This window comes from Pseudorhodoplanes sp., assembly GCF_050250235.1.
In the GTDB taxonomy this organism is placed as follows: Bacteria; Pseudomonadota; Alphaproteobacteria; order Rhizobiales; family Xanthobacteraceae; genus Pseudorhodoplanes.
This window is the reverse complement of sequence record NZ_JBFWPA010000006.1, coordinates 34,037-59,923: the sequence shown is the minus strand read 5'-3', so window position 1 is coordinate 59,923 and position 25,887 is coordinate 34,037. Positions and strand designations below refer to the sequence as shown.

The 25,887-nt window shown below is 63.6% G+C and carries 19 protein-coding genes and 1 pseudogene; 7 read left to right on the top strand and 13 right to left on the bottom strand.

Annotated elements, in window-relative coordinates; all coding sequences use genetic code 11:
• Positions 1 to 22: 22 nt before the first annotated feature.
• From AB7F49_RS04700 to AB7F49_RS04675, 6 genes are all read right to left on the bottom strand, one after another.
• A complete protein-coding gene (locus tag AB7F49_RS04700; protein ID WP_428520665.1) occupies positions 23 to 826 on the bottom strand; it encodes an enoyl-CoA hydratase/isomerase family protein in 804 nt (267 codons plus the stop codon).
• Positions 823 to 2,373: an AMP-binding protein gene (locus AB7F49_RS04695; RefSeq protein WP_428520664.1), complete on the bottom strand. Its 1,551-nt coding sequence runs from the start codon at positions 2,371 to 2,373 to the stop codon at positions 823 to 825. The genes AB7F49_RS04700 and AB7F49_RS04695 overlap by 4 nt, the downstream gene beginning before the upstream one ends.
• A complete protein-coding gene (locus tag AB7F49_RS04690; RefSeq protein ID WP_428520663.1) occupies positions 2,366 to 2,875 on the bottom strand; it encodes a (2Fe-2S)-binding protein in 510 nt (169 codons plus the stop codon). The genes AB7F49_RS04695 and AB7F49_RS04690 overlap by 8 nt, the downstream gene beginning before the upstream one ends.
• Entirely contained in the window at positions 2,863 to 3,690 is an 828-nt protein-coding gene (locus tag AB7F49_RS04685) for an FAD binding domain-containing protein (RefSeq protein WP_428520662.1), read from the bottom strand. Before AB7F49_RS04685 ends, AB7F49_RS04690 begins: the two co-directional genes overlap by 13 nt.
• Positions 3,687 to 6,656, bottom strand: coding sequence for a xanthine dehydrogenase family protein molybdopterin-binding subunit (locus AB7F49_RS04680; RefSeq protein ID WP_428520661.1), 2,970 nt, complete (start codon positions 6,654 to 6,656; stop codon positions 3,687 to 3,689). Before AB7F49_RS04680 ends, AB7F49_RS04685 begins: the two co-directional genes overlap by 4 nt.
• Before the next feature lie 107 nt (positions 6,657 to 6,763).
• Positions 6,764 to 7,624 (bottom strand): helix-turn-helix transcriptional regulator, encoded by an 861-nt coding sequence (locus AB7F49_RS04675; protein WP_428520660.1) that lies wholly within the window; start codon positions 7,622 to 7,624, stop codon positions 6,764 to 6,766.
• A 259-nt stretch (positions 7,625 to 7,883) separates the two neighbouring features.
• On the opposite strand from AB7F49_RS04675, the gene AB7F49_RS04670 reads away from it, so the two are divergent.
• The 6 genes and pseudogenes from AB7F49_RS04670 to AB7F49_RS04645 all read left to right on the top strand — a co-directional run bounded on the left by AB7F49_RS04670 (position 7,884) and on the right by AB7F49_RS04645 (position 16,228).
• The gene (locus tag AB7F49_RS04670; protein ID WP_428520659.1) at positions 7,884 to 9,329 is read left to right on the top strand and encodes a UbiD family decarboxylase; all 1,446 of its coding nucleotides are present in this window, start codon (positions 7,884 to 7,886) and stop codon (positions 9,327 to 9,329) included.
• A gap of 87 nt (positions 9,330 to 9,416) precedes the next feature.
• Positions 9,417 to 10,781 carry a dihydroorotase gene (locus tag AB7F49_RS04665; RefSeq protein ID WP_428520658.1) on the top strand — a complete coding sequence of 455 codons (1,365 nt, stop codon included), beginning with the start codon at positions 9,417 to 9,419 and terminating at the stop codon, positions 10,779 to 10,781.
• Positions 10,781 to 12,049: a Zn-dependent hydrolase gene (locus AB7F49_RS04660; protein WP_428520657.1), complete on the top strand. Its 1,269-nt coding sequence runs from the start codon at positions 10,781 to 10,783 to the stop codon at positions 12,047 to 12,049. The genes AB7F49_RS04665 and AB7F49_RS04660 overlap by 1 nt, the downstream gene beginning before the upstream one ends.
• Positions 12,050 to 12,060: 11 nt before the next feature.
• On the top strand, positions 12,061 to 13,203 hold the full coding sequence (locus AB7F49_RS04655; RefSeq protein ID WP_428520656.1) for a DUF917 domain-containing protein: 1,143 nt from the start codon (positions 12,061 to 12,063) through the stop codon (positions 13,201 to 13,203).
• A pseudogene (locus tag AB7F49_RS04650) lies at positions 13,200 to 14,849 on the top strand (urocanate hydratase). The gene AB7F49_RS04655 and the pseudogene AB7F49_RS04650 overlap by 4 nt, the downstream one beginning before the upstream one ends.
• 14 nt (positions 14,850 to 14,863) lie before the next feature.
• Positions 14,864 to 16,228: a UbiD family decarboxylase gene (locus AB7F49_RS04645; RefSeq protein WP_428520655.1), complete on the top strand. Its 1,365-nt coding sequence runs from the start codon at positions 14,864 to 14,866 to the stop codon at positions 16,226 to 16,228.
• A 5-nt stretch (positions 16,229 to 16,233) separates the two neighbouring features.
• Here the strand turns inward: AB7F49_RS04645 and AB7F49_RS04640 are convergent, their stop codons facing one another.
• The 7 genes from AB7F49_RS04640 to AB7F49_RS04610 all read right to left on the bottom strand — a co-directional run bounded on the left by AB7F49_RS04640 (position 16,234) and on the right by AB7F49_RS04610 (position 24,654).
• Positions 16,234 to 18,075: a LysR family transcriptional regulator gene (locus AB7F49_RS04640; RefSeq protein ID WP_428520654.1), complete on the bottom strand. Its 1,842-nt coding sequence runs from the start codon at positions 18,073 to 18,075 to the stop codon at positions 16,234 to 16,236.
• Between the two features lie 51 nt (positions 18,076 to 18,126).
• Positions 18,127 to 19,431, bottom strand: a complete 1,305-nt coding sequence (locus AB7F49_RS04635) for a TRAP transporter large permease (RefSeq protein ID WP_428520653.1) — start codon at positions 19,429 to 19,431, stop codon at positions 18,127 to 18,129.
• Positions 19,428 to 19,970 carry a TRAP transporter small permease gene (locus tag AB7F49_RS04630; RefSeq protein WP_428520652.1) on the bottom strand — a complete coding sequence of 181 codons (543 nt, stop codon included), beginning with the start codon at positions 19,968 to 19,970 and terminating at the stop codon, positions 19,428 to 19,430. Before AB7F49_RS04630 ends, AB7F49_RS04635 begins: the two co-directional genes overlap by 4 nt.
• Before the next feature lie 51 nt (positions 19,971 to 20,021).
• Positions 20,022 to 21,065 (bottom strand): TRAP transporter substrate-binding protein, encoded by a 1,044-nt coding sequence (locus AB7F49_RS04625; protein WP_428520651.1) that lies wholly within the window; start codon positions 21,063 to 21,065, stop codon positions 20,022 to 20,024.
• 235 nt (positions 21,066 to 21,300) lie between these two features.
• Positions 21,301 to 22,827 carry a UbiD family decarboxylase gene (locus AB7F49_RS04620; RefSeq protein WP_428520650.1) on the bottom strand — a complete coding sequence of 509 codons (1,527 nt, stop codon included), beginning with the start codon at positions 22,825 to 22,827 and terminating at the stop codon, positions 21,301 to 21,303.
• A gap of 135 nt (positions 22,828 to 22,962) precedes the next feature.
• Positions 22,963 to 23,934, bottom strand: coding sequence for a Bug family tripartite tricarboxylate transporter substrate binding protein (locus AB7F49_RS04615; protein WP_428520649.1), 972 nt, complete (start codon positions 23,932 to 23,934; stop codon positions 22,963 to 22,965).
• 54 nt (positions 23,935 to 23,988) lie between these two features.
• On the bottom strand, positions 23,989 to 24,654 hold the full coding sequence (locus AB7F49_RS04610; RefSeq protein WP_428520648.1) for a TetR/AcrR family transcriptional regulator: 666 nt from the start codon (positions 24,652 to 24,654) through the stop codon (positions 23,989 to 23,991).
• A 134-nt stretch (positions 24,655 to 24,788) separates the two neighbouring features.
• On the opposite strand from AB7F49_RS04610, the gene AB7F49_RS04605 reads away from it, so the two are divergent.
• Complete coding sequence (locus AB7F49_RS04605) at positions 24,789 to 25,874, top strand: leucyl aminopeptidase (protein ID WP_428520647.1); 1,086 nt, start codon at positions 24,789 to 24,791, stop codon at positions 25,872 to 25,874.
• Positions 25,875 to 25,887 lie beyond the last annotated feature (13 nt).

Below are 25,887 nucleotides of genomic sequence, written 5' to 3'. Positions count from 1 at the left end.
CTTGGTTGGCGGTTTGCCCGCGTCAGTTTCCCCTGAATTGCGCAGCGCGCTTGCCGTGAAACGCCTCGACGCCCTCCTTGAAGTCGTCGGATTGCCGCAGGCGGCTGTAGCAATGGCCTTCCAGCTCGATCGCGATGGACAGCGTCGAGTCTTCGGTATCGTTGAGCAGTTTCTTGGCCGTCCGCTGGGCGATCGGCGAGAACGAAAGAAGTTCGTCGACCAGCGCGTCCGTGGCCGCTTCGAGCCTGTCGTCCGGCACGCATTCGGTTGCGATTCCCCAGTCGAGTGCCTGACGGCCGGGGATGCGCTTCGAACGCATCACGATGTCCTTGGTGCGCGTGATGCCGACGATCTTCTGCAGCCGTGCCGAGCCGCCGGAGCCGGGAATCTGACCGAGCTTCTGTTCCGGGAGCGCGTAGAGACAGGTCTCCGACACCAGGCGGAAATCGCAGGCCAGCGAGATTTCGAACCCGACCCCGAAGCAATAGCCGCGATTGGCCACGATCACCGGTTTCGAGCAGCGCGCGGGCGCGGCGATATTCCAGGCGAGCTTCGAGACATGCTCGGGTGAGGCTTCCATGAAGCCCTTGATGTTGCCGCCGCTGGAAAAGTGTTCGCCGATCGCGCGCAGCACGATCACCCGCACCCGCTCGTCCTCATCGAGCGCCTCGAAAACCAGCCGCAACTGGTCGCGCTGCGGCATTTCGATGACGTTGAGCGGCGGCCGGTGCAGGATCACGTCGGCGCGCTGCTTCTCGGGCGTCAATTCAACCCGGAAGCCGTTCAGCGCCGAAAGACGCGGGTCGGAAAACGTCAGGACCGTCATGCTGCATTGCCTTTTGCCGGAGTTCCGCCTTCGGTCTCGAACTCGCCCGCGATCAGCTTGCGGCGCAGGAGCTTTCCGACCGGCGATTTTGGAATCTCGTTGACGAAGATGTAGCGGCGCGGGCGCTTGAAATTGGCAAGTCCGGAGGTCCGGCAGAGCTGATCGAGTTCTGCGTCCTGCACGGCGGAGCGGCGCTTGATGAAGGCCGCGACGATCTGCCCCCAGCGTTCGTCGGGAAGGCCCGCGACCGCGACTTCGGATACCGCCGGGTGCAGCGACAGGCAGCTCTCGATCTCGACCGGCGAGACATTCTCGCCACCGGTGATGATCATGTCGTCGACGCGGCCGGTGACGAACAGGTCGCCCTCGTGATCGAAAAACCCGGTGTCGCCGGTGAAATACCAGCCCTTTCGCAGCGCCTTGATGTCCGCGTCCGGCCGCCGCCAATAACCCTCGAACGATTCATCGCCCAGCAGATGCGCGATGATCTCGCCTTCCTCATGGGGCTCGGCGAGATGTTCGGGCGAGCCGGCACCGAGCTTCACGACGCGGATGCGCTGGTTGATGCCGGCGCGCCCGGCGGAGCCCGGCTTGGCCGGCGCATTCTGATCGATGGTGAAGGTGTAGACCTCCGACGATCCGTAATGGTTGACGAACAGGTCAGGCTTGAACGCCGCACTCAGTTCCTTCAGGAGGCCATCGGTCATCGGTGCGCCGGCAAAACCAAGCTTGCGCACCGAGGAAACGTCGGCGCGGGCAAATCCCTCATTGTGGATGAGATCATGATAGAGCGTCGGAACCAGATAGAGATTGGTCACCTTCTCGGCCTCGATCAGCCGCAAGGCCTGTGCAACGTCAAATCTCGGCAGGCACACGAATGCGCCGTTGATCATCGACATGGCGAGCAGGGAGCGAACCCCCATGGTGTGATAGAGCGGCATCACGCCGAGCGTGCATTCTCCGGAGGCGTAAAGATTCTGAGCGACATGGGCGATGGCGGCGGCTCGTTCGGCGCGCTGACGGCGGGGCACGCCTTTCGGTCGCGCGGTGGTGCCCGACGTATAGAGCATGACCGACCAGGCATCCGCCGACACCCGGGGATCGGCGGCCTTGGCCTTGCGGTTCGCAAGCGAGTCGAAGGCGACCTCGCCCTGCCGCGCCGTGTCGATCGCGATCCGCCGGCGCAACTGTGCCTGGTGCGACGAACGGGTTTCGGCCGCCGAAACATCCTCGAAAACGATGGCCTTGGCCTCGGAATTCTCGACCCCGTAATCGATCTCGTCGGCCTTCGCGCGCCAGTTCAGCGGCGTGATGACGATGCCCGCGAACTGGCAGGCCCAATGGATCAGTGCCGCCTCGACCCGGTTCTGCAGCACGGTCACGAGATGATCGCCCGGCATCAGGCCGAGTTCGTCGAAGCCGTCCACGATCGCCGATATCCGCTCGTAGGTCTGCGCGTAGGTCAGGCGGACCGGGCCATCGACCAGCGCAAGCGCATCGGGCTTGCGTTCGACGCTCGCGAGAAAGCTGGTTCCGAGGTCAAGCATCGGGTTGTTCCTCCCGCAGTCCCTTTGCCGCATCCAATGCAGCGGCAATGATCGGGACATAGCCGGTGCAGCGACAGAGATGGCCGCCAAGAAATTCGCGCAGGTCGTCTTCCGACGGATCGGGATCACGGCGCAACAGGTGGTCAAGCGACATCAGGATGCCCGCAGTACAGAAGCCGCATTGCAACGCGTGGTGCCGGCGGAATGCGTCCTGCAGCACGGACAGGCGGCCGGGCGCGGGCTCGAGCGATTCCACGGTGCGGATGTCTGCGCCGTCGGCCTGCACCGCGAGGGTCAGGCAGGCGCGCGCCGGTACACCGTCGATCTGGATGGTGCAGGCGCCGCAGACGCCATGCTCGCAACCGACATGGGTGCCGGTAAGGCCGAGTTCGTGACGCAACAGATCGGTCAGCAGCATTCGCGGCTCTGCCTCGGCCTCGCGCGGGCGTCCATTGACGCGGAGGCGAATGCGATGGCGCCTGTCGGCGCTCAGGCGAGGCATCGGCGAGCCTCCTCGATGGATTGGCGTCCCATGCGTCGCACCAGTTCGCGGCGATAGCGCGCGGTCCCGTGCAGATCGTCTCGCGCGTCAAGATCAAAGGCGAAGTCGTCCAGCGCATCGTCGAGTGCGCCACCCTCGAGCGTGCCGAAATCCCGCGCGGTCGGGCGATCGGCGACGCCGCCGACGGCAAGCCGGGTCCCGCTGGCGGAGGCGACCGTGGCACAGGCGACGATGGCAAAGTCACCATGACGGCGCCCGAATTCGCCGAAAGCGTAGCCGTGGCTGCCCTGCGCTTTCGGAAACGATACGGCTTCAATCAGTTCGTCGTCGTCGCGCCCGGTCGACATCATGCCGGTAAAGAAATCCGCAGCCTTCACATGGCGCCGCTTGCGGCGCGTGGAGAGTTCGATGCTTCCGTCCAGCGCGACGAGGATCAGCGGAATTTCGGCGCTCGGATCGGCATGCGCGACCGATCCGCAGACGGTTCCGCGGCTGCGGGTCTGGGCGTGCCCGACGAAGGGGAGCGCGGCTGCGAGCAGCGGCGCCGTGCGTGCGAGGTCCGGCCGTTCAAGCAGTTCGGCCTGACGCACCGCCGCTCCGACCCGGATGGCATCGCCGTGGTCCGCAACCTGCCGCAATTCGGGCAGATGCATGATGTCGATCAGCACTTTCGGTCTGGCCAGTCGCATCGACAGCATCGGCAGGAGAGTCTGACCGCCGGCCATGACGCGCGCATCGTTGCCGTCTTGCGCCAGCGCCGCATGCACTTCGGACAGCGACTGCGCGCGCAGATAGTCGAAGCGGGCCGGCTTCATGCGCGGCCTCCGAACAGGCGTGCGAGCAGGCTGCGCTTTTCGCCGCCGCCGCATTTGCGGGCGAGTGCTGCGAAGAATTTCTGGATCACGATCCTCGCAGCGCCATCGAGCAGGCGGCCCCCTATGGACGCGACCTTGCCGCCGATTTCCGCGTCATAATCGTAGGTCAGCATCGTGCCGTCATCCGGCGTCGGCGCGAGACGGATGCGGCCGGTTCCGCGCGCATCGCCGAGTGCACCAACGACGATACCGGAGAGCGTCACCGATTGCGGACGCACCAGATCGCTGAGCCGGATATCGGCCTTGTAGCGGCCGGTGACGGGGCCGACGCCCAGCGTCACATCGGCACGGAAATGCGTGTCGGAAAGCCGCTCGACGCCGTGACAGCCGGGAATGATTGTGGCGAGCGTATTTGGGTCGAGCAACATGTCCCAGGCGGCCTCGGGTGCGACGGCGATCCTTGCTTCGCCCGAACCATGCAGCGCACGGCCTGCGCCCGCGGGCGCGTTGTCGCGGGGGCGCGCGCGCCGCGTGGACGTTTCGGCACCATGAAGATAGCCCGCGATCTTCACTGGTGTCATCGGCAGGTCGATCTGTGCGACCCGGAGGGCGTCAGCCACCGCATTGGCAAGGCAGACCGGCGTACTCATGCAATTGCCTTCGCCGACGCCCTTGGTACCGAGCGGCGTGAACGGGGAGGGCGTCTCCACATGCAGAATGACGGGCGCCGGCACTTCCATCGCGGTCGGCACGAGGTAGTCGGCGAAGGTGCCGGTCAGGAAGGCGCCGTCCGGTCCGTAGGAAAATTCCTCGTAGAGCGCCGCGCCGACCGCATGCGCGAAGCCCCCCGTCACCTGGCCTGCGACCATCCCCGGATGAAGAATGCGTCCGCAGTCGTGCATCGTGACGTATTTGTCGATCCGCACCGCGCCGGTGACCGGATCGATCTCGACACCACAGAAATCAAAGATGAAGCCGTGGCACAGCGACGAGTTGATTTCGTCGGCCTCGTTCGGCGGGGTCAGTTCCGGCGGAGTCCAGAACGCGGTTTCGCGTAACGCCTGGTCAGCCTCCGGGATCAGACCGGGTGACCAGTGACTTGCTGCGGCGAGGCGCGAAAAGGCGATTGCGTTATCCGGGTTGCCGCGCGCGCGTGCACGTCCCAGCGCGAACTCGATCTCGCCGGCCGGCACGTTCAACTGGGCGGCGGCGCTTCGTGCGAGCTTGACCTTGATCTGTTCCGCCGCAAGATGCGTGGCGCCGCCGACCGCCGCGGCGAAGCGGCTCGCGTAGTTGCCGGATGCGATCGACCATGCATCCCGCGCACTGTCGAAGTCGGTGACCACGCGGACATCGGACGGCTTGAGACCGAGCGAATCGGCGACGATCTGCGACAATACGGTCCGGTGCCCCTGGCCTTGGGGCACAGATGCGACATGGACCGAAACGCCGCCGAGTGGATCGAGCGAGACCGTCGCGGTCGCTTGCGCACCGTTCTTGGGACCGGCCTTGCGGCGCTCCTCGGGCGTCAGGACCGTGGTGATGTAGCCCATGTTGGAGACGCTGGGCTCCACAGCGGCCGTCAGCCCGATGCCATAGATGCGGCCCTGCGCACGCATCTCCTTCTGACGCTGGCGCAAGTCTGCGAAGCCGCCTTCGGCGAGAGCCTGTTCGAAAGCCCGCACATAATCGCCGGAATCGAGCAGGGCGCCGCTGGCGGTGCGATAGGGAAAGGCGCCCGACGGGATCAGATTTCTGCGGATCACGTCAATGGGGTCGAGGCCAAGCTCGATCGCAATGCGCTGCATCAGCCGCTCGAGCGCGAAATAGACCTGCGGGCCGCCGAACCCGCGATTGAGCCCGGTCGGTGTCTTGTTGGTCACGACCACGCGATTGCGGACCGACACGTGGCGGATGTCGTAGGCACCGGTGAGGTTGCCGTGCATGCGGTAAAGCGTGGCAGGCTCTGGCGCCCGGATATGCGCCCCGACATCCTCGATCTGATCGAATGCCAGCGCGCGGATCCGGCCGTCGGCATCGACCGCGGCGTCCAGCGTCGTGACGCGGTTGGTCGCAGAAACCGATGCGGTGAGGTGCTCCAGCCGGTCTTCGACCCACTTCACCGGTTGTGCGCAGAGCCGTGCCGCGACCGCCATGAGGACCACATAGGGAAACACGCCCTGCTTGACGCCGAAGCTGCCGCCGGAATCCGGCGGCGTGCGCAGGCGGAAGCGGTTGCCCGGGACTTTCAGCGCGCGCGCCATCACCGCGTGCAGGCTGAACGGGCCCATGAAATTGGCGGTCACGTCATACGCGTCCTCGCCGGGATCGTATTCGGCGACGACGCCGTAGGTTTCGATCGGCGTGCACGAATTCCGCGGGTAGCGGATGGTGACGGAAACCTTGTTCGCGGCGTCCGCAAAGGCTTGCTCGGGATCGCCGTAGCGGAAGCGGCGCTCGCTGACGAGGTTGGTATGCAAGGCCTCATGAAGCACCGGTTGCGCCGGATCGAGTGCTGCGACCGGATCGACCACGCATGGCAGCGGGTCGTAATCGACCTCGACGAGATCGAGCGCGTCCTCGGCGAGATAGCGGCTTTCAGCGATCGCGACCGCAACCGGCTCGCCGACATAGCGCACCCGATCGACCGCGATCGGCCAGCAGTCGATCGGGGCCTTCACGCCGACGACAAGACTCGCCGAATTGGCGGTGATCTCCGCACCGGTGAGGATGGCGGCAACGCCTTCCGCGCGCCGCGCAGCATCGGTGTGGATCGCCCTGATGCGGGCGTGCGCATGCGGGGAACGCAGGATGGCGGCATGCAGGGTGCCGGGCCTCACTCCGAGGTCGTCGATAAAGCGCCCGCGCCCGGTCAGCAGCGCGGCGTCTTCCACACGCTCGACCGACTGCCCGCACCATGTGGTGGCCTGACCTGCCATCGCTTCGACGTTCCCCGACGCGCTCATTTGCCGGCGCATTCGGGGGCACGCTGTCATGAGGGTTCAACGGTCGGCCATGCCGTTCCGTCTCATCACTTACCGAGAAGTCTCATTTCGGAGATTTGCCGGATCGGTCAGGCGCCCAGGGCCGATCCCATGCGGGCGACCTGACGAAATTCGCTGGGATTGACGCCGGCATGGTCGCGGAAAAACCGCGTGAAGTGGCTGGGCGCGGCAAAGCCGAGGGAGTCGCTGACCACGGCCAGGCTGTCGTCGCTATGGACCACGGTTTTGACCGCAAGCTCCATGCGCAGCAGGTTGACGTAGAGATGCGGTGTCATGCGGGTGGAGCGTTCGAACAGGCGGTAGAAATGGGCGCGCGACAGGCCCACTTCCTTCGCCATCGAATCGACGTCCTGCACCGCTTTCGGGTTCGCCCGGATCAGGTTGATGGCACGCCGGATGCGCCAGTCGATCGGATTGCGATGGGCGCGGAAGTCGGGGGCAGCGTGCGACAATGTACGCCAGGGGGTGAACCGCTCGATGATCGAGATCATCAGGTCGGACAGCAATTGCTCCTGCGTCACGCCGGCGCCCGGATCGGCAAGCATCGAGTCGGCCAGATCCATCGACAGATGTCGAATCCGCGGCGACACTTCGCCCGCGGGCTTCTCGAAAAAGCCATGAGCGCCACTCGCCGCCCAGTTCGGACGAAAGGTCTTCAGCCAGTCTGGCTCGATGTAAAGCGCGAGAATGATGGTGCGGGGCCGCTCCTGATAATGCACATAGGCATGCGGCTCCCAGGTATTGATCAGCACCGCCTGCGTGTCGGTGAGGGGAACCAGATTGTCGCCGACCGCGAATTGCGTGTCGGCGCCGCTGGCCTTGATCAGAACATGGCAATGCGGGTGCGCATGGCGCACCAGCGACCGGTCCATGTCGAGAAGAGCGACCCGGCCGAACTCACCATGAGCGATGCGCAACGCGTTCGACATTCCTCGCCTGATGCTCAGTCTTGATTTCAGCGCCGTCTTAGCACGGCGAACGCGTTTTCCCATTCTTGCCGAATTGTCGCATCGTGCAAGGCCGGCGGATATCGCAAATTTCCGTATCGCTGCAAGCGCCGGAACCCTGATGTTGCGCTGCAAGATGAAAAAATGAGACGACCCGGTAACGCGCGGTCGCGCGGGGTGCCGCGAAACGTCCCATAACGGCGCACGTTCGAATGGCGCCGCAAGCATGGGACTGGATGGGATGGCCGAAGCAACCGATCGCCGGGATGCACAATCGTTCGAGGCCGGCGGCAGCAATCGTCCAAAGCCGGTCACGACATTGCGCGGCTGGCTCGATCACCTCGCGGCCAGCGGACGCCTCGCCGTCGCGCGGCCGGACCTGGCCTTGTCGTTTGAGATTGCTGCCGTCGCCAAGCGCCTGGACGGGCGCAAGGCGACCTTGTTTCCGCGCCCCGGCGGCCATCCGATCGCGGTGGTTTCCGGGCTGGTCTCCGACCGGCAATGGATCGCCGAGGCGATGGGCGTGGAACCCCATGAGGTGCTGGCGCGGTTTCAGGAGGCCGTGCTCCATCCGCTGCCGTGCAGGGAAGTCGGGAACGCGGCCGCGCAGGAGGTGGTGCATCGCGACGTCGACCTGACCCGGCAATTGCCGGTCCCGGTCCACAACGAGCACGACAACGGCGCCTATATCACCGCGGGCCTGCTGATCGCCCGCAATCCTGCGACCGGCGTCCAGAATGTCTCGATCCATCGCCTGCAGGTGAGCGGGCCGGACCGCTTGGGCGCCCTGCTGTTGCCGCGTCACACCAACACGTTCTTCGAGGTCGCGGAGGCCGCCGGCCAGCCGCTCGATGTCGCGATCGTTGTCGGCGTCGATCCGCTCACGCTCTTGTCCTCGCAGGCCATCGCCCCGATCGATTTCGACGAGCTGACGATCGCGGGCGCGTTGCACGGAGCGCCGCTCGCCGTGGTGAAATGCGTCACCAGCGAGCTGCGCGTGCCGGCCGATGCGGAAATCGTGCTGGAAGGCCGCCTGCTGCCGCATCTGCGCGAACCGGAAGGTCCGTTCGGCGAATTCCCGCAATATTACGGCGAGCGGGCCAGGCGCCATGTGATCGAGATTGCGGCCGTGACGCACCGGACGAATCCGCTGTTTCACACCATCGTCGGAGGCGGGCTCGAACATCTGCTGCTGGGCGGGATTCCGCGCGAGGCGACCTTGCTGTCGCATCTGCTGCGCAGCTTCCCCAATGTGCGCGACGTTCATCTCGCCCTCGGCGGCGTCTGCCGCTACCATCTCCATGTGCAGATCGCCAAGCGCCAGGAAGGCGAGGCGAAGAATATCATGATGGGCGCGTTTGCCGGTCATTACGATATCAAGCAGGTGATCGTGGTGGACGAAGATGTCGACATCCACAATCCGGCCGAGGTCGAGTGGGCGGTGGCGACACGCTTCCAGGCCGATCGCGACCTGATGGTGGTCTCCGAAAGCCAGGGCTCGAGACTCGATCCTTCGGCCCGCAACGGCGTCGGTGCGAAGATGGGGCTGGATGCCACCAAGCCGCTCGATGCGCCGGACATGAAGTTCAAGCGTATTCGCGTGCCCGGCGAGGACGCGGTCGATCTGGGCAAGGTTCTGGTGCCAGGGGAGGACTGGCGCGGGATACTTCGAACCGGCGCGCCATAAATTCGAAAAATACGATAAATCCATTCTGCAAAATGCATTTCTGGTTTTGCGCTTCTGTCCCGAAGCTTCCGCGCGGGAGTTCACGTGATGGCGGATTTCGACCTCGTCCTGACCGGGCGGGTGGTACTTACGGATGCTGTGATCGACGCAGGTTATGTCGCCATCCGCAATGGTCTGATCGAGCGCATCGGCGCGGGCGAACCGCCGGCGGCTGCCGAACGGCATGACTTCGGACAGGCATACGTCATGCCCGGCGCCATCGACGCGCAGGTGCATTCGCGCTCGCAGAAGGGGCAGGAGGATTTCGTCTGGTCGACCCGGGCTGCGGCTGCGGGCGGCGTCACCACCATCGTCGACATGCCCTATGACGACGGGGTGCTGATCTGCACGCCGGAGCGGCTTGCGCAAAAAGCCGCCGAAGCATCGCAGCAGGCGCGCGTCGATTTCGCGCTTTACGCGACCGTCGATCCCAAGGTCGGCGCATCGGCAATCCCGTCGCTTGCGGTCGCCGGCGCGGCCGGATTCAAGTTCTCCACCTTCGAAACCCATCCGGACCGATTTCCGCGGATTCCGACGCCGTTGCTGCATGACTGCTTCGCCGCGGTGGCGCGCGAAGGCCTGATCGCCGGCGTTCATAACGAGAATGACGAAACGGTCCGCGCGGCGATCGCGGCGGTGCAGGCATCGGGCCGCACGGATTATCGCGCGCATGGTCTGTCGCGCCCCGCCTACACCGAAGCGCTGGCGACCGCGGAGGTCTACGAACTCGCGGCAGCCACCGGCTGCTCCGGCCATATCGTGCATTGCTCGATCGGACGTGGCTACGACATGTGCGCGGCATACCGGGCGCAGGGTTTCGACACCACGATCGAGGCCTGCATCCATTATCTGATCCTCAGCGAAGAGGACGACGTCGGGAGGCTGGGCGGCAAGGCGAAAATCAACCCGCCGGTACGTGGCCGCGCCGAGCGCGACAGGCTTTGGCACCATCTCGCAGCCGGCAACATCACCGTGGTCTCGACCGACCATGTGAGCTGGTCGGAGGAGCGCAAGACCGACCCGGACATGCTGAAGAATGCGTCCGGCGTGCCGGGCCTCGAAGTGCTCTATGCGTTGCTGCTGAAGGGGTTGCTGGATCGCGACCTCAGTCCGAGCTTCGCGGCGCGGCTGCTGGCGGCCAATCCCGCGCGGCTGTTCCGGCTCGGGCATCGCAAGGGCGCGCTGGAACTGGGCCGGGATGCCGACATTGTGGTAATGGCACACAGGCCGGGCCGCTACGATGCGGCGCAGAGCGGACACAACATCGTGCAGTGGAGCCCGTATCAGGGCATGGACCTGACCTATCGGCCGGTGGCGACCTTTCTGCGCGGCATCATGGTGTTCGACGGCAAGGATGCCGGCGCGCCGGGCGCCGGGCAATTCGTGCGGCCCGCACCCGCGGGCAAGGCGTGATGGCCGGCAATTTGCCGATCGACGGTCGCCGGCTCTGGGACGATCTGATGCGGCTTGCCGAGATCACCGATCCCGCAAGGCCGTATACACGCCGGTCGTTCTCGCCGCTGTTCGACAAGGGCCGGGTCTGGCTGCGAAACCGGTTCGCGGATGCCGGGCTGGACACCAGCATGGACACAGCCGGAAACCTTATCGGCCGCCGCGCCGGCTCCGATCCGGCGCTCGGCACCATCCTGATCGGGTCGCATTCCGACACCGTCCCGTCCGGCGGGCGCTTCGATGGTGCCGGCGGGGTGATCGCGGCGCTTGAGATCGTGCGATCGATTGCGGAATCGGGTGTTGCGCTTCGGCACGCCATCGAGGTGGTCGATTTCCTCGCCGAGGAGCCGAGCGAGTTCGGATTGTCCTGCATTGGCAGTCGCGGCATGGCCGGCGTGCTCGACCAGAAGATGCTGGGCTATACCGATCCGTCGGGTGAAGTGCTCTCCCATGCCATCGACCGCGTCGGCGGGAACGTGTCCGCTCTCGCGAGCGCGCGGCGCAGCGATATTGCCGCCTTTTTCGAACTGCATATCGAACAGGGCCTTGTCCTCCAGGAAGGCAGGATCGACGTCGGAATCGTGACCGCGATCGTGGGCATCACTCGTGTCGAAGTCGTCTTCAGGGGCTCCGCCGACCATGCCGGCACGACCCCCATGCATCTGCGCCGCGACGCTTTCACGCCCGCCGCCAAGACCGCAATGTTCGTCGATCGCCTTGCGCGCGAACTGGTCGCGCGCAGGCAGGGGCTGTTCGTTGCCACCATCGGGATCGTGTCGGTATCGCCGGGCGCATCCAATGTGGTGCCGCAGGAATCCCGCATCGTGATCGATGCGCGTTCGGAGAACCGCGTCCTGATGGACGAGTTTCTTGCGGCACTGGATGCCGAGACCGCGAAATTCGCCGAGCAGAGCCGGACCGAGCGCGCGGTCTTCGCGCGCCTGTCCGACACCAATCCGACCGCCTGCGATCCCGTTCTGCGTGAATTGCTGCGCGACAGCGCCAACGCGCTCGGCTTCAGCAGCACGGATATCGCCTCGGGCGCCGGCCACGATGCGGCTTTCGTCGCCCGGATTGCGCCGGCTGCCATGCTGTTCATCCCCTGCCGGGACGGGAAGAGCCACGCACCGGAAGAATGGGCGGAGCCGGAGGCGCTGGCCGCTGGCACGGCGGTGATTGCGGACGCGGTGCTGCGCTTCGACCGCAAGCCGGCGGCGCCGCCGGCGTAAGGGGACTTCCTATGGGACGTATTCTGGTCGAGAAGGACATCGAGGCGGCAATCAGGGGCGGCGCGGTCTTTGCCTGCGGCGGTGGCGGATGGGCCGATCATGGCCGCATGCTCGGCACCGCTGCGGTCAATGCCGGCCAGCCGGAGCTTGTTTCGATCGACGAACTCGATCCCGACGATTTCGTCGCGACCGCGGCCGCCATCGGCGCGCCGGCCTCGACCACGCCCTGGCAGATGCTGGGCGTGGACTATGTCAATGCCGTACGTCTGGTGGAAGCCGAGCTTGGCGCACCGATTGCCGGTCTCATCATCGGGCAGAACGGCAAGTCATCGACGCTCAATGCCTGGCTGCCGTCGGCGATGCTGGGCACCAAGGTGGTGGATGCGGTCGGCGACCTGCGCGCGCATCCGACCGGCGACATGGGCTCGATCGGGCTCGCCAATTCGCCGATGCCGATGATCCAGTCGGCGGTCGGCGGCAACCGTGCCAACAACGCGTATATCGAGCTTGTGGTGCGAGGCGCCACGGCGAAGATTTCGCCGATCCTGCGCACCGCCGCCGACATGTCGGGCGGCTTCATCGCCTCCTGCCGGAACCCGGTGCCGGCGTCCTATGTCAGGAAGCATGCCGCGCTCGGCGGCATCACCATGGCGCTCGACCTTGGCGCCGCGATCATCAAGGCCGAATCCAAGGGCGGCAAAGCCGTCATCGACGCGGTCTGCCGGCAGAACCCCGGTGAGATCATCGGCAGCGGCCGCGTGACCAAGAAGGCGGTGGTTTACACAAAGGAATCCATCGACGTCGGCACCCTGACACTCGGGAAGGGCGCATCGGCCTGCACGCTGCATGTCATGAACGAATACATGGCGGTCGAGGATTCCGGCGGAAAGCGGCTCGCCACCTATCCGGATGTCATCACCACCTTCAATCCGGACGGCGTGCCGATGAGCGTCGGCGAAATCCATGAAGGGCAGGAACTGGTGATCCTGCGCGTGGCGAGGGAGCATATCCCGCTGTCATCCAGCGTGACCGATCCGAGCGTCTATCCGATCTGCGAGAAGGCACTCGGAATCTCGATCGCGGACTATGCGCTTGGCAACAGGCGGCGCAAGAAACCGGGCAAGAAACAGAAGACGAAAAAAGGCAGGAAATGAAGCGCGAATTCACCGTCACCGCCGGCAGCAATCTGCGTTGCAAGGGATGGCGGCAGGAGGGCCTGCTGCGCCTGCTGGAGAACGTGCTCGCGGTCGGTGAAGACCCCGGAAACCTCATCGTCTATGCAGCACTGGGCCGCGCCGCACGCGACTGGCCTTCGCACGACAAGATCGTCGAAACGCTGCGTACGATGGACGAGGAAGACACCCTGATCGTGCAGTCCGGCAAGCCGATCGGGCTGATCCGCACGCACGCCGACGCGCCGATCGTGATCATGGCCAATTGCAACATGGTCGGGCAATGGGCGAAGGCGGAGAACTTCTACGAACTGGAGAAGAAGGGGCTGATCTGCTGGGGCGGGCTCACCGCCGGCGACTGGCAATAAATCGGCTCGCAGGGAGTGATTCAGGGCACCTATGAAATCTTCATGCGGATCGCCGAGCGCCATTTCGACGGCGATCTGAAAGGACGTTTCATCCTGACGGCGGGCCTCGGCGGCATGGGCGGTGCGCAGCCGCTTGCCGGCCGCATGGCCGAGGCCGCGATCCTGTGCATCGATGTGGACGAGAAGCGGATCGCGCGGCGTCTGGAGATCGGATATCTCGACAAGCGTGCCAGCTCGCTTGACGAAGCGATGGCGATGATCGACGAGGCGCGGCGCGAGAAAAAGCCGATCTCGGTCGGGCTCCTCGGCAACGCCGCGACGCTCTACCCGGAGATTCTGGCGCGCGGCATCGTGCCCGACATCGTGACGGACCAGACCTCCGCGCACGACCTCGTCTACGGCTACGTCCCCGACAGCATGACGCTGGAGGAGGCGCGCGAATTGCGCAAGACCGACCCGAAGCGGCTGATGCAGGAATCGACGCGTTCGATCGCAAAGCATGTCACAGCCATGCTGGGCTTCCAGAAGGCCGGATCGGTGGTGTTCGACAACGGCAATCTCATTCGCACCCAGGCGAAGAATGGCGGGATCGCCAACGCCTTCGACATCCCGATTTTCACGGAGGCGTTTCTGCGGCCGCTATTCGCGCGCGCGATCGGGCCGTTCCGCTGGATCGCACTGTCCAACTCGACATCGGACATCGCGAAGATCGACGAATTCGCGGTGGAGCGCTTCGCCGACAACAGGATCGTGACGAACTGGATCAGGCTCGCCAGCCAGTATGTGCCGTTCGAGGGGCTGCCGGCACGCATCGCCTGGCTCGGGCATGGCGATCGCACCGCGCTCGCGCTCGCCGTCAATACCATGGTGCGGGAAGGCGTGCTCGACGGCCCCGTGGCCTTCACGCGCGATCATCTCGATGCGGGCGCCATGGCGCATCCCAATATCATGACCGAGAATCTGAAGGACGGTTCCGACGCCATCGCCGACTGGCCGCTGCTCAACGCGATGGCGCATTGCGCGTCCAAAGCCGATCTGGTCGCGATCCATTCGGGCGGCGGGGGCTATTCCGGCTACATGACGAGTGCCGGCGTGACTCTGATCGCGGACGGGAGCAGCGCCGCCGCCGAACGGCTGAAGCTTTCGCTCGACAACGACACCTCACTCGGGATCATGCGCTATGCCGATGCCGGCTACGACGAGTCTTATGAAGAGGCCGCGGCAAAGCATGTCCGGCATTTCCGCCTGATGCCGGTCTGACCGGACATCGCGCCATGGCGTCACAGGCTCTTCGCGATTTTCTCGACACCCTCGAAGCGGAAGGCGGTCTGCACCGGGTCCGCCGCAAAGTCGATCCGCGCTTCGAAATCGCCGCGGTGCTGATGGAGCGCATGGCCGGCGCTGCGCAGTTTTTCGAGGCGGTCAGCGAACACACAATGCCAGTGGTCGGCAATGTCTTCAATTCGCGCGACCGGCTGGCGCGGGCGCTTGGCGTGGAGCGGGCCGCGCTGCATTCCTTCATTCTGGATGCCGTGCGCAGGCCGATCGCGCCGGTCATGCAGGAGGGCGCGGCGCCGGTTCAGGACGTCGTCCATGACGGCTCGATCGACCTCGCCAGGCTCCTGCCGGTGCCGACCTGGTTCGAGCGCGAGAGCGGGCCGTATATCACCGCCGGTGTCATTGTCGCGAAGGACCCCGAAACCGGTCGCCGCAACATCTCGATCGCGCGGCTGCGGCTCGACGGCGGCGGCAAGATCATGGCCGGGATCGCGAAAAACCATCACCTCAATGTCCTTGCCGAAAAGGCGAGCGCGATGGGACGTTCGCTGCCGATCGCGGTCGCGATCGGCAATTGCGCGCAGGTATTGCTCGGGTCGCAAATGTATCTCGGGCTGGGCGACGATGAATATGATGTGGCTGGCGGCCTGCTGGGCGAGCCGCTGCGGCTTGTCAGGTGCCGGAGCGTCGATCTGGAGGTGCCGGCCGAAGCGGAGATCGTGCTCGAGGGCGAGCTTCGCGCCGACGATCTTGTTCCGGAGGGTCCGGTATCCGAGTTTCACGGCTTCTACGTGGATTACGGGCCGGGGATCGGCGGCACGATCGGTTGCGTCACCCATCGCCGCGATCCGGTGTTTCAGTCGATATTGCCGGCATTTACGCCGGAGCATTGCCTGCTCGGCGCGGTCGCGATCGAGGCGGTGGTCTGCGATGCTCTGCAGCGCGTGATCCCCGCCGTCCGCCGTGTCCTCGTCACCGACGGCGGCATGGGCCGCCTGCACGCGATCATTTCCATGCACCGTCCGCGACCCGGCGAGGGAAAGCGGGCCATCCTGCTGGCAATGGGACAAGTCAACCTTTTCAAGCTGGTGCTCGTGGTCGAGGATGATATCGACATCGAAGACCCGCGCGCGGTCGAGTGGTCGCTTGCCGCGCGGTTCCGCGGACATGACGATCTCGTCGTGCTCCCGGGAATGAAAGCTGACCGCTGCGACCCGGTGCATGAGGACCTGCTGGTGACAAAAATCGGCATGGTCGCCGCCACTCGGCCCGGCGATGGCGGGTTTGGGTCGCGCTCGGAATTCGCGTTGCCGCCGGAGGCGGTGATGGCAAAGGTCCGCAGCGCCCTCGGAGAATATTGAAGCTGTCAACGCTCCTGTGCATGAAGCGTGAGGTGTCGTCGGAACAGGCGTACCAGACTGCGCTCGATCTCCGTCAGCGACCGCTCAGCGGAGTAGATCACCGAAAGCTTGCGCCAGACCTCGGGTTCCACGAGCTTGCGGAACTGCATCTCACCTTCCGAGACGGCCTTTCTCACCGTGGCGTATGGCATCACTGTCGCGCAACGGCCATCGCCGATCATGGCCAGTGCCATCATCAGCGAATTGACTTCGGCTTGGATTCTCAGTCGCACGCCCGCCTTGCCGGCTGCCTCGTCGAGCAGCCGGCGAATGCCAAACTCGCGGGATGGCAGCAGCAACGGAATTTCCGCAATGCTGGCGAACGCAACATCGCCGCTCGGCAGAAACGGCGCTTCGCTGGAAGTGACAAGGCCGAGGGGGTCGCGGCTGCGCAGGTCGATCCTGGAAGAATGCGGCATGACCGTTTCAACCAAGGCGAGGTTTATGACGCCCGAATTGATCAGTTTGTGCAGCGCTTCGGTGGGGGCCTCCCGTATCCGCAGATCGATCCCCTCGTGCGTGGCCTGCCACTCGGATACTGCGGCGGTGAGCGACTCGACCAGAACGCCGCGCCGCTCTGCGAGCGGCACGATGCCGAGCGTGACACGATGACGCTGACTGGCAGTCAATCCGCTCGCCTTTCGGATCGCGAGGTCAATCCGGCCGTGGACCCTGTGCAGCACCGTGGCGAGCCGATTGGCGGCAGCGCTGCTGGTAAGGCCGTCTCGGTGCCGCTCAAAAAGTCGGGCGCCAACAGTTGTTTCGAGCTTCTTCAGCAGGAAGGATAAAGCCGGTTGCGCGACGCTCAAAGCTTTTGCCGCGCGCGTCATGTTGCGATGCTCGTGCAAGGACTGAAAATAGCGAATCTGTTTCAGCGACATGACCGGCCGATAGATGTTGTTGGCCTCCACACGGGTCAGCGCGGCACGCATGTGATCCACGAATTCACGTGCAGCGGGATGCGAAGTATAGATGCGGGCGGTGATGGGGCTCGAAAGGGCCTTGGGCAGCGGTATGACCGAAATCCGTAATTGTTTCAGCCGTGACGACAGGATGCTCTGGGGCACAAGCAGGCAGAAGGGATCGCCGTTGCGCGCAAGCCTTGGCAATCCGCCGATGTCTTCATTCAGGTGATGCGGTGCGGGCAGGCCATGATCTCGGCAGAATGACGTGGCTGCGGCAACGACCCGGTCCGGCAATTGCGGCAGCGCCAGTGGCAGGCGGCGCAGAATATCGAGTGCATCCTCGGGCTTCGCGAATTTGGGCACAGCCAGCCCGGTGACGGCAAACCAGGAATCGGTGGCGATCCGAATGCTCTTCTTGCTTTCAGGCGATCCGGCATATTCGATGACGATGTCGTCGGTTCGCTTGGCGCCTTGCCGCGTCTGTTGAATGGCCGGGCTTGGATCATGCAGGGCAAACGCGATGTCGAAGACAGTGTCGGGGAATTTCCTGATGAGCGCGCGTGCGGCGAGACCCGCAGACTTCGAGACCCGACCGAGCGCAAATTTCAGTGTCGAAGAGACCCGGATCTCCTTCAGCCCGCCTTCACGCGGCGATCTGGCGTAAGCCACCGCGCTCTCGGCGGCTCGGAGCGCGTGCTCGAAATCCTGATAAAGCGCGCGTGCTTCCAGTGTCGGATAGAACCCGGCGTGACCCAGGCGAAACAGTTCAAGACCAAGCTCCTGCTCAAGGTCGGCAATATTCTGCGAGAGTGTCGATGGTGCAATCCCAGGTTCCTTGGCGGCAAGAGCGTGGTTCTGCTGTTGGCAGGCGGCAAGGAAATAGGCGATTTGTCGGGTTTCCATGCCTCGTTATAGGGTGCGGAGCGCCGCCGTCTCAAGGGCGCAAGAGATCGCTCATTTCAGCGCTTTCGGGAGCCAGGTTACGAGATCAGGAATCGCAACCACCAAAGCGAGCGCCACGATATTTGCAATGAGAAATGGTGTGATGCCGCGGAAAATGGTGACGAGCGGGATGTCTTTCCGAAGTCCGTGCATGACAAACACGTTGATCCCGACCGGCGGGGTGATCATGCCGATTTCGATCAGCATCACATTGACGATGCCCCACCAGACCAGATCGTAGCCAAGTCCCGCGACCAGTGGAGCGACGAAAGGCAATGTAAGCACCATGCCGGAGAGCGCGTCGAACACGCATCCGAGCGCGATATACATCAGGATCAGAACGAAAATGACCGTAATCGGCGGTATGCCGAGTTCCTTGATCCAGGCGACGGTCGCTTCGGGCATATGCGAAAGCGTGATGAAATAGCCGAAGATATTGGCGCCGATGAGTATGAGATAGAGAAGTGCGATCGAACTCGCTTGCTCGCGCAGGGTTTTCCAGAACGTCTCTCCCGCAAGCAGCCTGCGGCTGAGCGCAAAGGCAAGGGTCAGCACCAGGCCGACCACGGCGCCTTCGTTTACGGTGAACACGCCGCTATAGATGCCGCCCATGACAATGACGATGACGGAAATCGCACCCCAGGCCTGCCGAGTGGCCGCAAGCCGTTCGCTCATGGCCACGCGCGGCGACGGAGGGGCCATTGTCGGATTGAAGTAGAGCTGAACACGTATGGCAACCAGAAACAGAACAATCGACAGGATGCTCGGAAGGATCGCGCCGATAAACAGATCGATGATGAACTGCTCCACCTGCACGGCATAGATCACCATGATGACCGACGGAGGCACCAGCGAACCGAGCGTGCCGCCGGCGGCAAGCGTGCCGGTGCAGAGCGCGAGGCTATAGCCGCGCCGCTCCATCTCCGGCATCGCGATGCGCGCCATTGTCGCAGTAGTGGCAATGGAGGACCCGCTGATCGCGCCAAAGCCACCGCAACCGATAATCGTGGCCATCGCGAGCCCGCCGCGCATATGGCCCATCCAGGCATTGGCAAAGCGGTAGATGTCCGCGGAAAGGTTGGCCGCACCCGCGAATCCACCCATGAGAAGAAAGAACATGATGACGGCGAAGTCCTTGTTGATCAGGACGTTCACCGTTTCGGTGCCGAACAGCGAGACCATGCCCTTCAGGTTGCCGGTGAGGATCAGATAGCCGGCCGCTCCGGTGACGGCCATCGCGATGGCAATCGGCACCTGAAGGAAGATCACGATGATGAGGCAGGCAAAGCCGATCAGGCCGGCGTCGATGGGACTCACGGCCGCCCCTCAGCTTCTGCATCCGGCAGCGCCGTTTCTGCGGATTGCGGATCACGCAATGGTGTCGCCGAAAATGCGCGCCTGCATTGTTCCGCGACGATCAGCGCTTGCACGGGCACGCATGCCGCAATCATGAATGTGGTCGCGAACCAAAGCGGCCAGACCGGAATGCGGATCAGCCAGGTCGTCTGACCGCTACGGTATACATCGAGTGCGTAAAGCGCGACCTGCCAGCACATCACTGCGAATACGGCGAGCATCAGGCTGTGGCCGAGAAGATCGAGCGATTCCCGCAGCCGCCAGTTCAGCTTGCCGAGAAATCGAACGGAGACGTGATGGCGCTCGACCAGCGAGATCGGGAAGCATGAGGCCGCTGCGAACACCACGATCATGTCCGCGATGTCGCTGAAGCCGCTGATCGGTGCGCCGAATATTTCCCGACCGGCAATATCGAGCATCGTCACGATCGCGAGCGCCGTCAGCGCAAATAGGCCGATGGCGGCGATCATCGCGCTCAGCTGCGTCAGTCGAGTGCTCATCTCGGACGCGGTACCGGGGCTGTCGCGAAAGGCGACGCCCCGGCTGCTGGTTCAGGAACCCTTGCGCACACTGGCCAGCGCCTGGACAAGCTCCTGATACAGGTTCACGCCGTTGACGGTCTTGTCCCAGGGGTCCTTGATTGCTGCCGTCTTTTGCTTGAGCGTGGCGATATCGGCGTCGCTCCACTTGATGAGTTTGTGCTTCGGGTCCGAGGCAAGCTTCTCAAACGTGCCGCGCACCTGCTTGTCGAGATTGCTGCTCAGAACCTTGGTGAACCAGACGCCGCCGAACTTGTCGAGTGCGGCCTTGGCCTTCGGAGGCAGCGAGTCGTACTTGGCCTTGTTCATTGGGAACATGACCGCGATGTTGCCCAGCTGCACATTGGTGACATGCGAATGTGCGGCATCGGCAATCCGGAAATTGAACAGGTTGCCGCCGTCCATCAGCGTGGCGTCGAGCACACCGCGCGTGATGTTTTCGGCGATCGCCGGCGCGGGCATGCCGCCGATCGGCACAGCACCCATGGCCTTGATGGTTTCGCCGAAGATAGGGCCGCCCGCGCGGATTTTGAGCCCGCTGACGCTGGCAAGGGTCGGCACATCCTTGCGCGAATGGAGGGTATAGGGTCCCACCTCGGCGATTCCGATCAGGACCAGATTGTCGAAGCCGCTCAGGAGCTTTTTCTGATACAAGGCCCAGGCGGTCAGCGCTGCCTCTTCCGTGCTGTTGAAGAGGAAGGGAAGCTCGAACATGTCGAGTTCCTTGAAGCGGCCGGGCGTGTACGACGCGACGACTTCGGCAATGTCGAGCACGCCGTCTTCGACGAGCTTCAGTTGCGTCGCAGGATTGGAACCGAGCGTGCCGCCGGGGTAGTGTTCGATCTTGAGCGTACCCTCGGATGCCGCCTCTACTTCCTTGATGAAGGCAGGCACCGATACGGCATTGGTGATGCTTTTCGGCGAGACGAAACTGCCTAGTTTCAGGACCACCGGGGCGCCTTGCGCCAGCAGCTGGTTCGGGGACAGAATGAGGAATAATCCAAGCAACAGTGCGAACATGCGGGTCACGGCGATCTGCTCCTTCTGTTCCGGCACAGACAGCTTACATCTTCCGTGTTGCGCGGGGTGCCCTAAAATAAATTTAGCTGAAGCACGGGATAGAAAGTATCGAATATGCGTCTCTCAGGATTTGGGTCTGGTTCGGACGCTCGTTAACCGACCGCTTCGAGCAAGCCGTGGCGGGAACAGGCGGCCGGCCATCCGGAGAGCCGGTGTCACTCCTGATCGGGGAGCCTGACCGACGGCTCTCTCCAATACGCCGGTCGACGGATCATTCCGATTCGGGATGGAATGCAGTCATCCTGCGCGGCGATCCGGAAAACCCAAGCTCGTTCCAGCGTGTCACCACCCGATCATGCACCGATTTCCGCAACATCGTCGATTGCGGGAATTGCGCCAGATGACGATGCGGCTTGCAGGCATTGATCAGCACCTTGGAACCGTAGGGACGGGCTTCCGGCGGAAACTGGCTGGGATCGAGCCCGGTAGACCAGGTGTTTCGAAGGATATCGATATCCTCCGACGGGTGGCAGCGCGTCGACAAGGCCCAGAGCACATCGTTGAGATCGGTTGGATCGACGTCATCGTCCACCACAATCACCCATTTCGTGTAATAGGCTGCCGCCGGGCATTGCGCCGCGAGCGCCAGCACCTGGGCCGAGTGACCGGCATATTTCTGCTGCAGGGACACCACGACCATGCCCCAGCCGGACGCCGCCGCGGGATGCGAATAGGCGCCCACCACCCCCGGTACGCCGATGCGCTCAAGGTCATCGAGGATGCGCGCCGAGCGCATGATCGCGTAATAAGCCCCGATCTCGCAGGATGGATACCGCGCCATCAAGGCGTGGGTAAAGATCGGCGATTTCCGATGATGGATCGCCTTGATTTCCATCACCGGCTGCGGCGATCGCTCACGCCCGTAATAGCCGGTAAATTCGCCGAGTGGACCTTCCGGCAGGACGTCGCCCTTGTGCAGGATGCCCTCGACCACGAATTCCGCGTGAGCCGGGATCGGCAGCTTTACGAATTCCCCGGTCGTGAGTTCGATCGGCCGGCCCATAATGCCGCCCGCGACGTCAAGTTCCGACTGGTCGATGCCGAATGTCTGCGCCGCCAGCATGAACTGGACAGGGTCAATGCCGTAGGCGGCGACCACCTCGCACGGCTCACCGCGCGCCCACCATGCCTCGCGATCGAGCAGACCGTGTTTGCCGGGCGAACAATATAGGCCGATGCGGTTCGGACCGTGCAGCATCTGGCGGTAACAGCCGACATTGATGCGGCCCGTATCGGGGGAGGCCGTGAAAGTGATGTCGCCCGTGCCGATGAACCGTCCCCCGTCTCCCGGCCAGAATTGCGGCACTGGAAACCGCGTGACATCGATAGCGTCTCCGGTGAGCACGACCTCGTTCACCGGTGCCGCTTCCTTTGCGATTGTTACCGGTTTGATCGGATCGGCCATGATCGAGCGTGTGGCCTCGATCATCTCGCGCATCGAGAGAGACGGATCGAGACCCACTGCGAGGGCGTAACGCTCCTTGCTCGAGCCCAGCATGTTGGTGAGAATGCGCGAGCCCGTCGCATCGCCCTGCATGTTCTCGAAGAGGAGTGCCGGCGAGTCTTCGTCCCGGCTTGCAAGCAGCGTGATTGCCCCGATCTCCTCAATCGGGTCGACGGGTGCCGCAATTCGCTTCAGTTCGCCGACCGCCTCGACCTCGCCAAGCCATTGCCGCAGGTCTCTCCAGCCGACGGGATCGCGGCGGCTGACATCCTGCTCGGGTCCGGACCTGGACATGGAACGTGTTTCGGCGTCCACAAGCGTCTCCTTGTTGCGTGTCCTGGCAGGACTCGCCCCGGTGTCATGCGCTGCACCGAAGCTCGGCTGACGAGCCCGATGCCTTCGCACCGGCGTTCGGGGCGTCCCCGCACCTTATTCGATGACGATTTTTGCTTTCGCAATGACCGGTTGCCAGCGCTGGCGCGTCGTGCTGACGAGACCGGCCATCTGCTCCGGCGTGCTGCCCTGAATATTGAGCTGCAGTGCTTCGACCCGTGCTCTCACTTCCGGCTTTGCGAACCCCTTCGTTATCGCCGAAGAAAGCTTTGCAGTGATCGCCTTCGGGGTGCCGGGAGGCGCAGCGACGGCCATCCAGGTCTCTGAATACGCACCGGGAATGGTTTCACCGATGGTGGCGACCCCCGGGAACGTGCTCAACGGTTCCTTGCTGCCGACCGCCAGCACCTTGAACTTTCCGCTCTTCACATGCTGAAGGCCGGCAGAAACCGAGTCCGCGAGAATGTCGACTTGTCCCGCCAGCAGATCGGTTATCGCGGGTGCGCTTCCGCGATACGGCACATGCACCATCTGGATATCGGCGCTCACCTTCAGCTCCTCGACCGTCAGGTGTCCGATCTGGCCGAGACCTTGCGACGCATAGGTGAGCTTGTTCGGATTGGCTTTCGCATAGGCGATCAGCTCCGGCAGCGTGTTTACCGGGAGATTTGCGCGCGCGTACAATACGGTTGGGTAGACCGCCAGCACGCTGACCGGTTCCATTCTGCGTGGATCGAATTTGGAGTTTCGCACGATCAGATCGCTGATCGAGAGGTTGAACATCGGCGCGCTGATCAGCGTATAGCCGTCAGGTTCCGCTCGCGAGACATATTCTGTGCCGGTCATGCCCGAGGCGCCCGAACGGTTCTCCACCACGACGGATTGTCCAAGCGATGCCTTTATCTCGTCGCCCGCCATTCGCGCCAGCAGGTCGGCCGCTCCTCCTGCGGGAAAGGGGACGACGACCGTGACGGTCCGTGAGGGATAGCTCGAAATATCCTGCGCTGCGACAGGCATCGTGAACGATGCTGTCGCGGCGATCAGCAACGCGGCGGTCGTTTTCATCATGAGCGTCGTCCTCTGTTGCGTCTTCGGTCCGGCCGTGATGTCGGTCTGCAGGTGTCAAGGCCTGCGCGGTAGGTTGACCTTTGCAATCTGTGAGCGGCCTGCAGTCTTGATGGTACGCACTTTGATCCCCGGTCGTTGATCGGCCGGGCGGCCGAGCAAGAACGCGCAAAGCGAGTCCGCGATATCCTCCGTGCAGGCGGCGTTGGGATTCAGGCCCTGATTGATGACGAAGCCGTCGAACGCCATCATCATCACGTGGCCAATTCGCCCGTCTTCCAGGAGCGGCCTGCGCCTCGACGGCAGGCAGCCTGCGATCAGATCCGTAATCTGCTTCTCGATCCAGGCAATCATCGTCGGGTCGTAGCCGTCATCGACGGATTGCGTGGACAGCGCCTGCATGATGTTGCGCGCGAAACCATTCTGCGCGGCGGGAATGTCGCGCCACAATGTCAGGACAATGTGTCGCAGTCGCTGGCGCTTGTCGGAAATTGCCGACGCCTCGGACATGAGCTGCTCAAGGCGCGCCGCCATCCAGGGATCGTAGAGTTCGAACACGATCTGATATTTCGACGGGAAATAGATATAGACATTCGCCAGTGAAACGCCCGCCGTTTCAGCGATCTGCCGCAGCGTCGTGCGGTGATAGCCGTGCTTCATGAACAGCTGGTAGGACGCGCTCAGGATTGCTGCGCGGCGGTCGTCCTTCTTGATCTGAGCCATCCGAGTGCCTTTGGGTCATCCCCAATCCAGAACGCTGTACCGTATTGACATTGCCCGATGTCAGCCACACAATCCGAAACGATGTTCCTTTATGCAAGCCGAAAATTTGGCGTGCGGTTTCGGGAGAGTGATCCGTGGACGAGATGCAGGCCGTCTATCGACCGCTACAGATAAATCCTGGCCGGGTGACGGAGCTGTTTCGCTCGCAACTCGAGCTGTGCAAGGTCAAGCGCGGAGAGACGGTGGTACTGGTAACCGATCTCGGTACGCGCGAATTGTATGCGCGGTCCGCCTTCGCTGCGGCGCAGGCACTGGGTGCCGACATTTACGAAATTCGCGTCAACCATCTGCCGACCTACACGAAGGTGGGCATTCCTTCGATCGGGCAGGGAAAAGGCTCGCTGGAGGCCCTCAAGGCGGCCGATCTGGTGATGATATTCCACCCGCCGGTATTTTCGGCCTGGGTCAAGACCGTGCGCGCCGCCGGAACCCGCATTCTCATGGTGCTCGATGGTCCCGATGACCTGGAACAGCTTCAGGCCCCGGCAGGTCTGAAGGAGGCGGTTCTGCATGCCGACGAAATTCTGGCCAAGACGCGCGAGGTGCGCGTGACGTCGGAGGCCGGCACCGATTTCACCTATAGCTGCGGGGAATACCCCGTCATGAGTCAATACGGCTATGCCGATGAGCCAGGCCGGTTCGATCATTGGGGTGGCGGCCACGTCCACACCTTTCCGAACGAAGGCACGGCGAACGGCAAGGTCGTGATCCAGCCGGGCGACATCGTCATCCTGCCCTATTGCCGTTACGTGGTGGACCCGGTCCATCTGGAGATACGAGACGGCTTCATCACCCGGATTGACGGCGGTCTGGATGCCGCGCTGATGCGCGACTGGCTCGAAGACTGCAAGGACGGAGACGACGACCGTGATCCGTTTGCGATATCGCATCTGGGCTGGGGACTGAATCCGCAGGCGCGCTGGTACTGGACGGCGCTGAACGGGGATACGCCGGAGCGCTCGCGGGCGGCGACGCGCGTCTTCCCGGGGAACTTCTTGTTCTCGACCGGCCCGAACAGTGAGGGTGGAGGCAATCGCCGCACCAAGGGGCACTACGATGTCCCGATGCGAAAATGCAGCGTCTACCTGGACAATGAAATGGTCATCGATCGCGGCAAGATCATCGACAGGAAAATGCAGGTCGCCCGGGAAAAGCGATGAGCCGGAGCACGCG

Excerpts from the sequence above, each read along its gene's own strand:
- AB7F49_RS04660 (WP_428520657.1), top strand. The coding sequence starts at position 10,781 with ATGGCCGGCAATTTGCCGATCGACGGTCGCCGGCTCTGGGACGATCTG.
- AB7F49_RS04690 (WP_428520663.1), bottom strand. The coding sequence starts at position 2,875 with ATGCCTCGCCTGAGCGCCGACAGGCGCCATCGCATTCGCCTCCGCGTC.
- AB7F49_RS04700 (WP_428520665.1), bottom strand. The coding sequence starts at position 826 with ATGACGGTCCTGACGTTTTCCGACCCGCGTCTTTCGGCGCTGAACGGC.
- AB7F49_RS04615 (WP_428520649.1), bottom strand. The coding sequence starts at position 23,934 with ATGATGAAAACGACCGCCGCGTTGCTGATCGCCGCGACAGCATCGTTC.
- AB7F49_RS04675 (WP_428520660.1), bottom strand. The coding sequence starts at position 7,624 with ATGTCGAACGCGTTGCGCATCGCTCATGGTGAGTTCGGCCGGGTCGCT.
- AB7F49_RS04645 (WP_428520655.1), top strand. The coding sequence starts at position 14,864 with ATGGCGTCACAGGCTCTTCGCGATTTTCTCGACACCCTCGAAGCGGAA.
- AB7F49_RS04640 (WP_428520654.1), bottom strand. The coding sequence starts at position 18,075 with ATGGAAACCCGACAAATCGCCTATTTCCTTGCCGCCTGCCAACAGCAG.
- AB7F49_RS04680 (WP_428520661.1), bottom strand. The coding sequence starts at position 6,656 with ATGAGCGCGTCGGGGAACGTCGAAGCGATGGCAGGTCAGGCCACCACA.
- AB7F49_RS04620 (WP_428520650.1), bottom strand. The coding sequence starts at position 22,827 with ATGTCCAGGTCCGGACCCGAGCAGGATGTCAGCCGCCGCGATCCCGTC.
- AB7F49_RS04655 (WP_428520656.1), top strand. The coding sequence starts at position 12,061 with ATGGGACGTATTCTGGTCGAGAAGGACATCGAGGCGGCAATCAGGGGC.
- AB7F49_RS04630 (WP_428520652.1), bottom strand. The coding sequence starts at position 19,970 with ATGAGCACTCGACTGACGCAGCTGAGCGCGATGATCGCCGCCATCGGC.
- AB7F49_RS04665 (WP_428520658.1), top strand. The coding sequence starts at position 9,417 with ATGGCGGATTTCGACCTCGTCCTGACCGGGCGGGTGGTACTTACGGAT.
- AB7F49_RS04685 (WP_428520662.1), bottom strand. The coding sequence starts at position 3,690 with ATGAAGCCGGCCCGCTTCGACTATCTGCGCGCGCAGTCGCTGTCCGAA.
- AB7F49_RS04610 (WP_428520648.1), bottom strand. The coding sequence starts at position 24,654 with ATGGCTCAGATCAAGAAGGACGACCGCCGCGCAGCAATCCTGAGCGCG.
- AB7F49_RS04695 (WP_428520664.1), bottom strand. The coding sequence starts at position 2,373 with ATGCTTGACCTCGGAACCAGCTTTCTCGCGAGCGTCGAACGCAAGCCC.
- AB7F49_RS04670 (WP_428520659.1), top strand. The coding sequence starts at position 7,884 with ATGGCCGAAGCAACCGATCGCCGGGATGCACAATCGTTCGAGGCCGGC.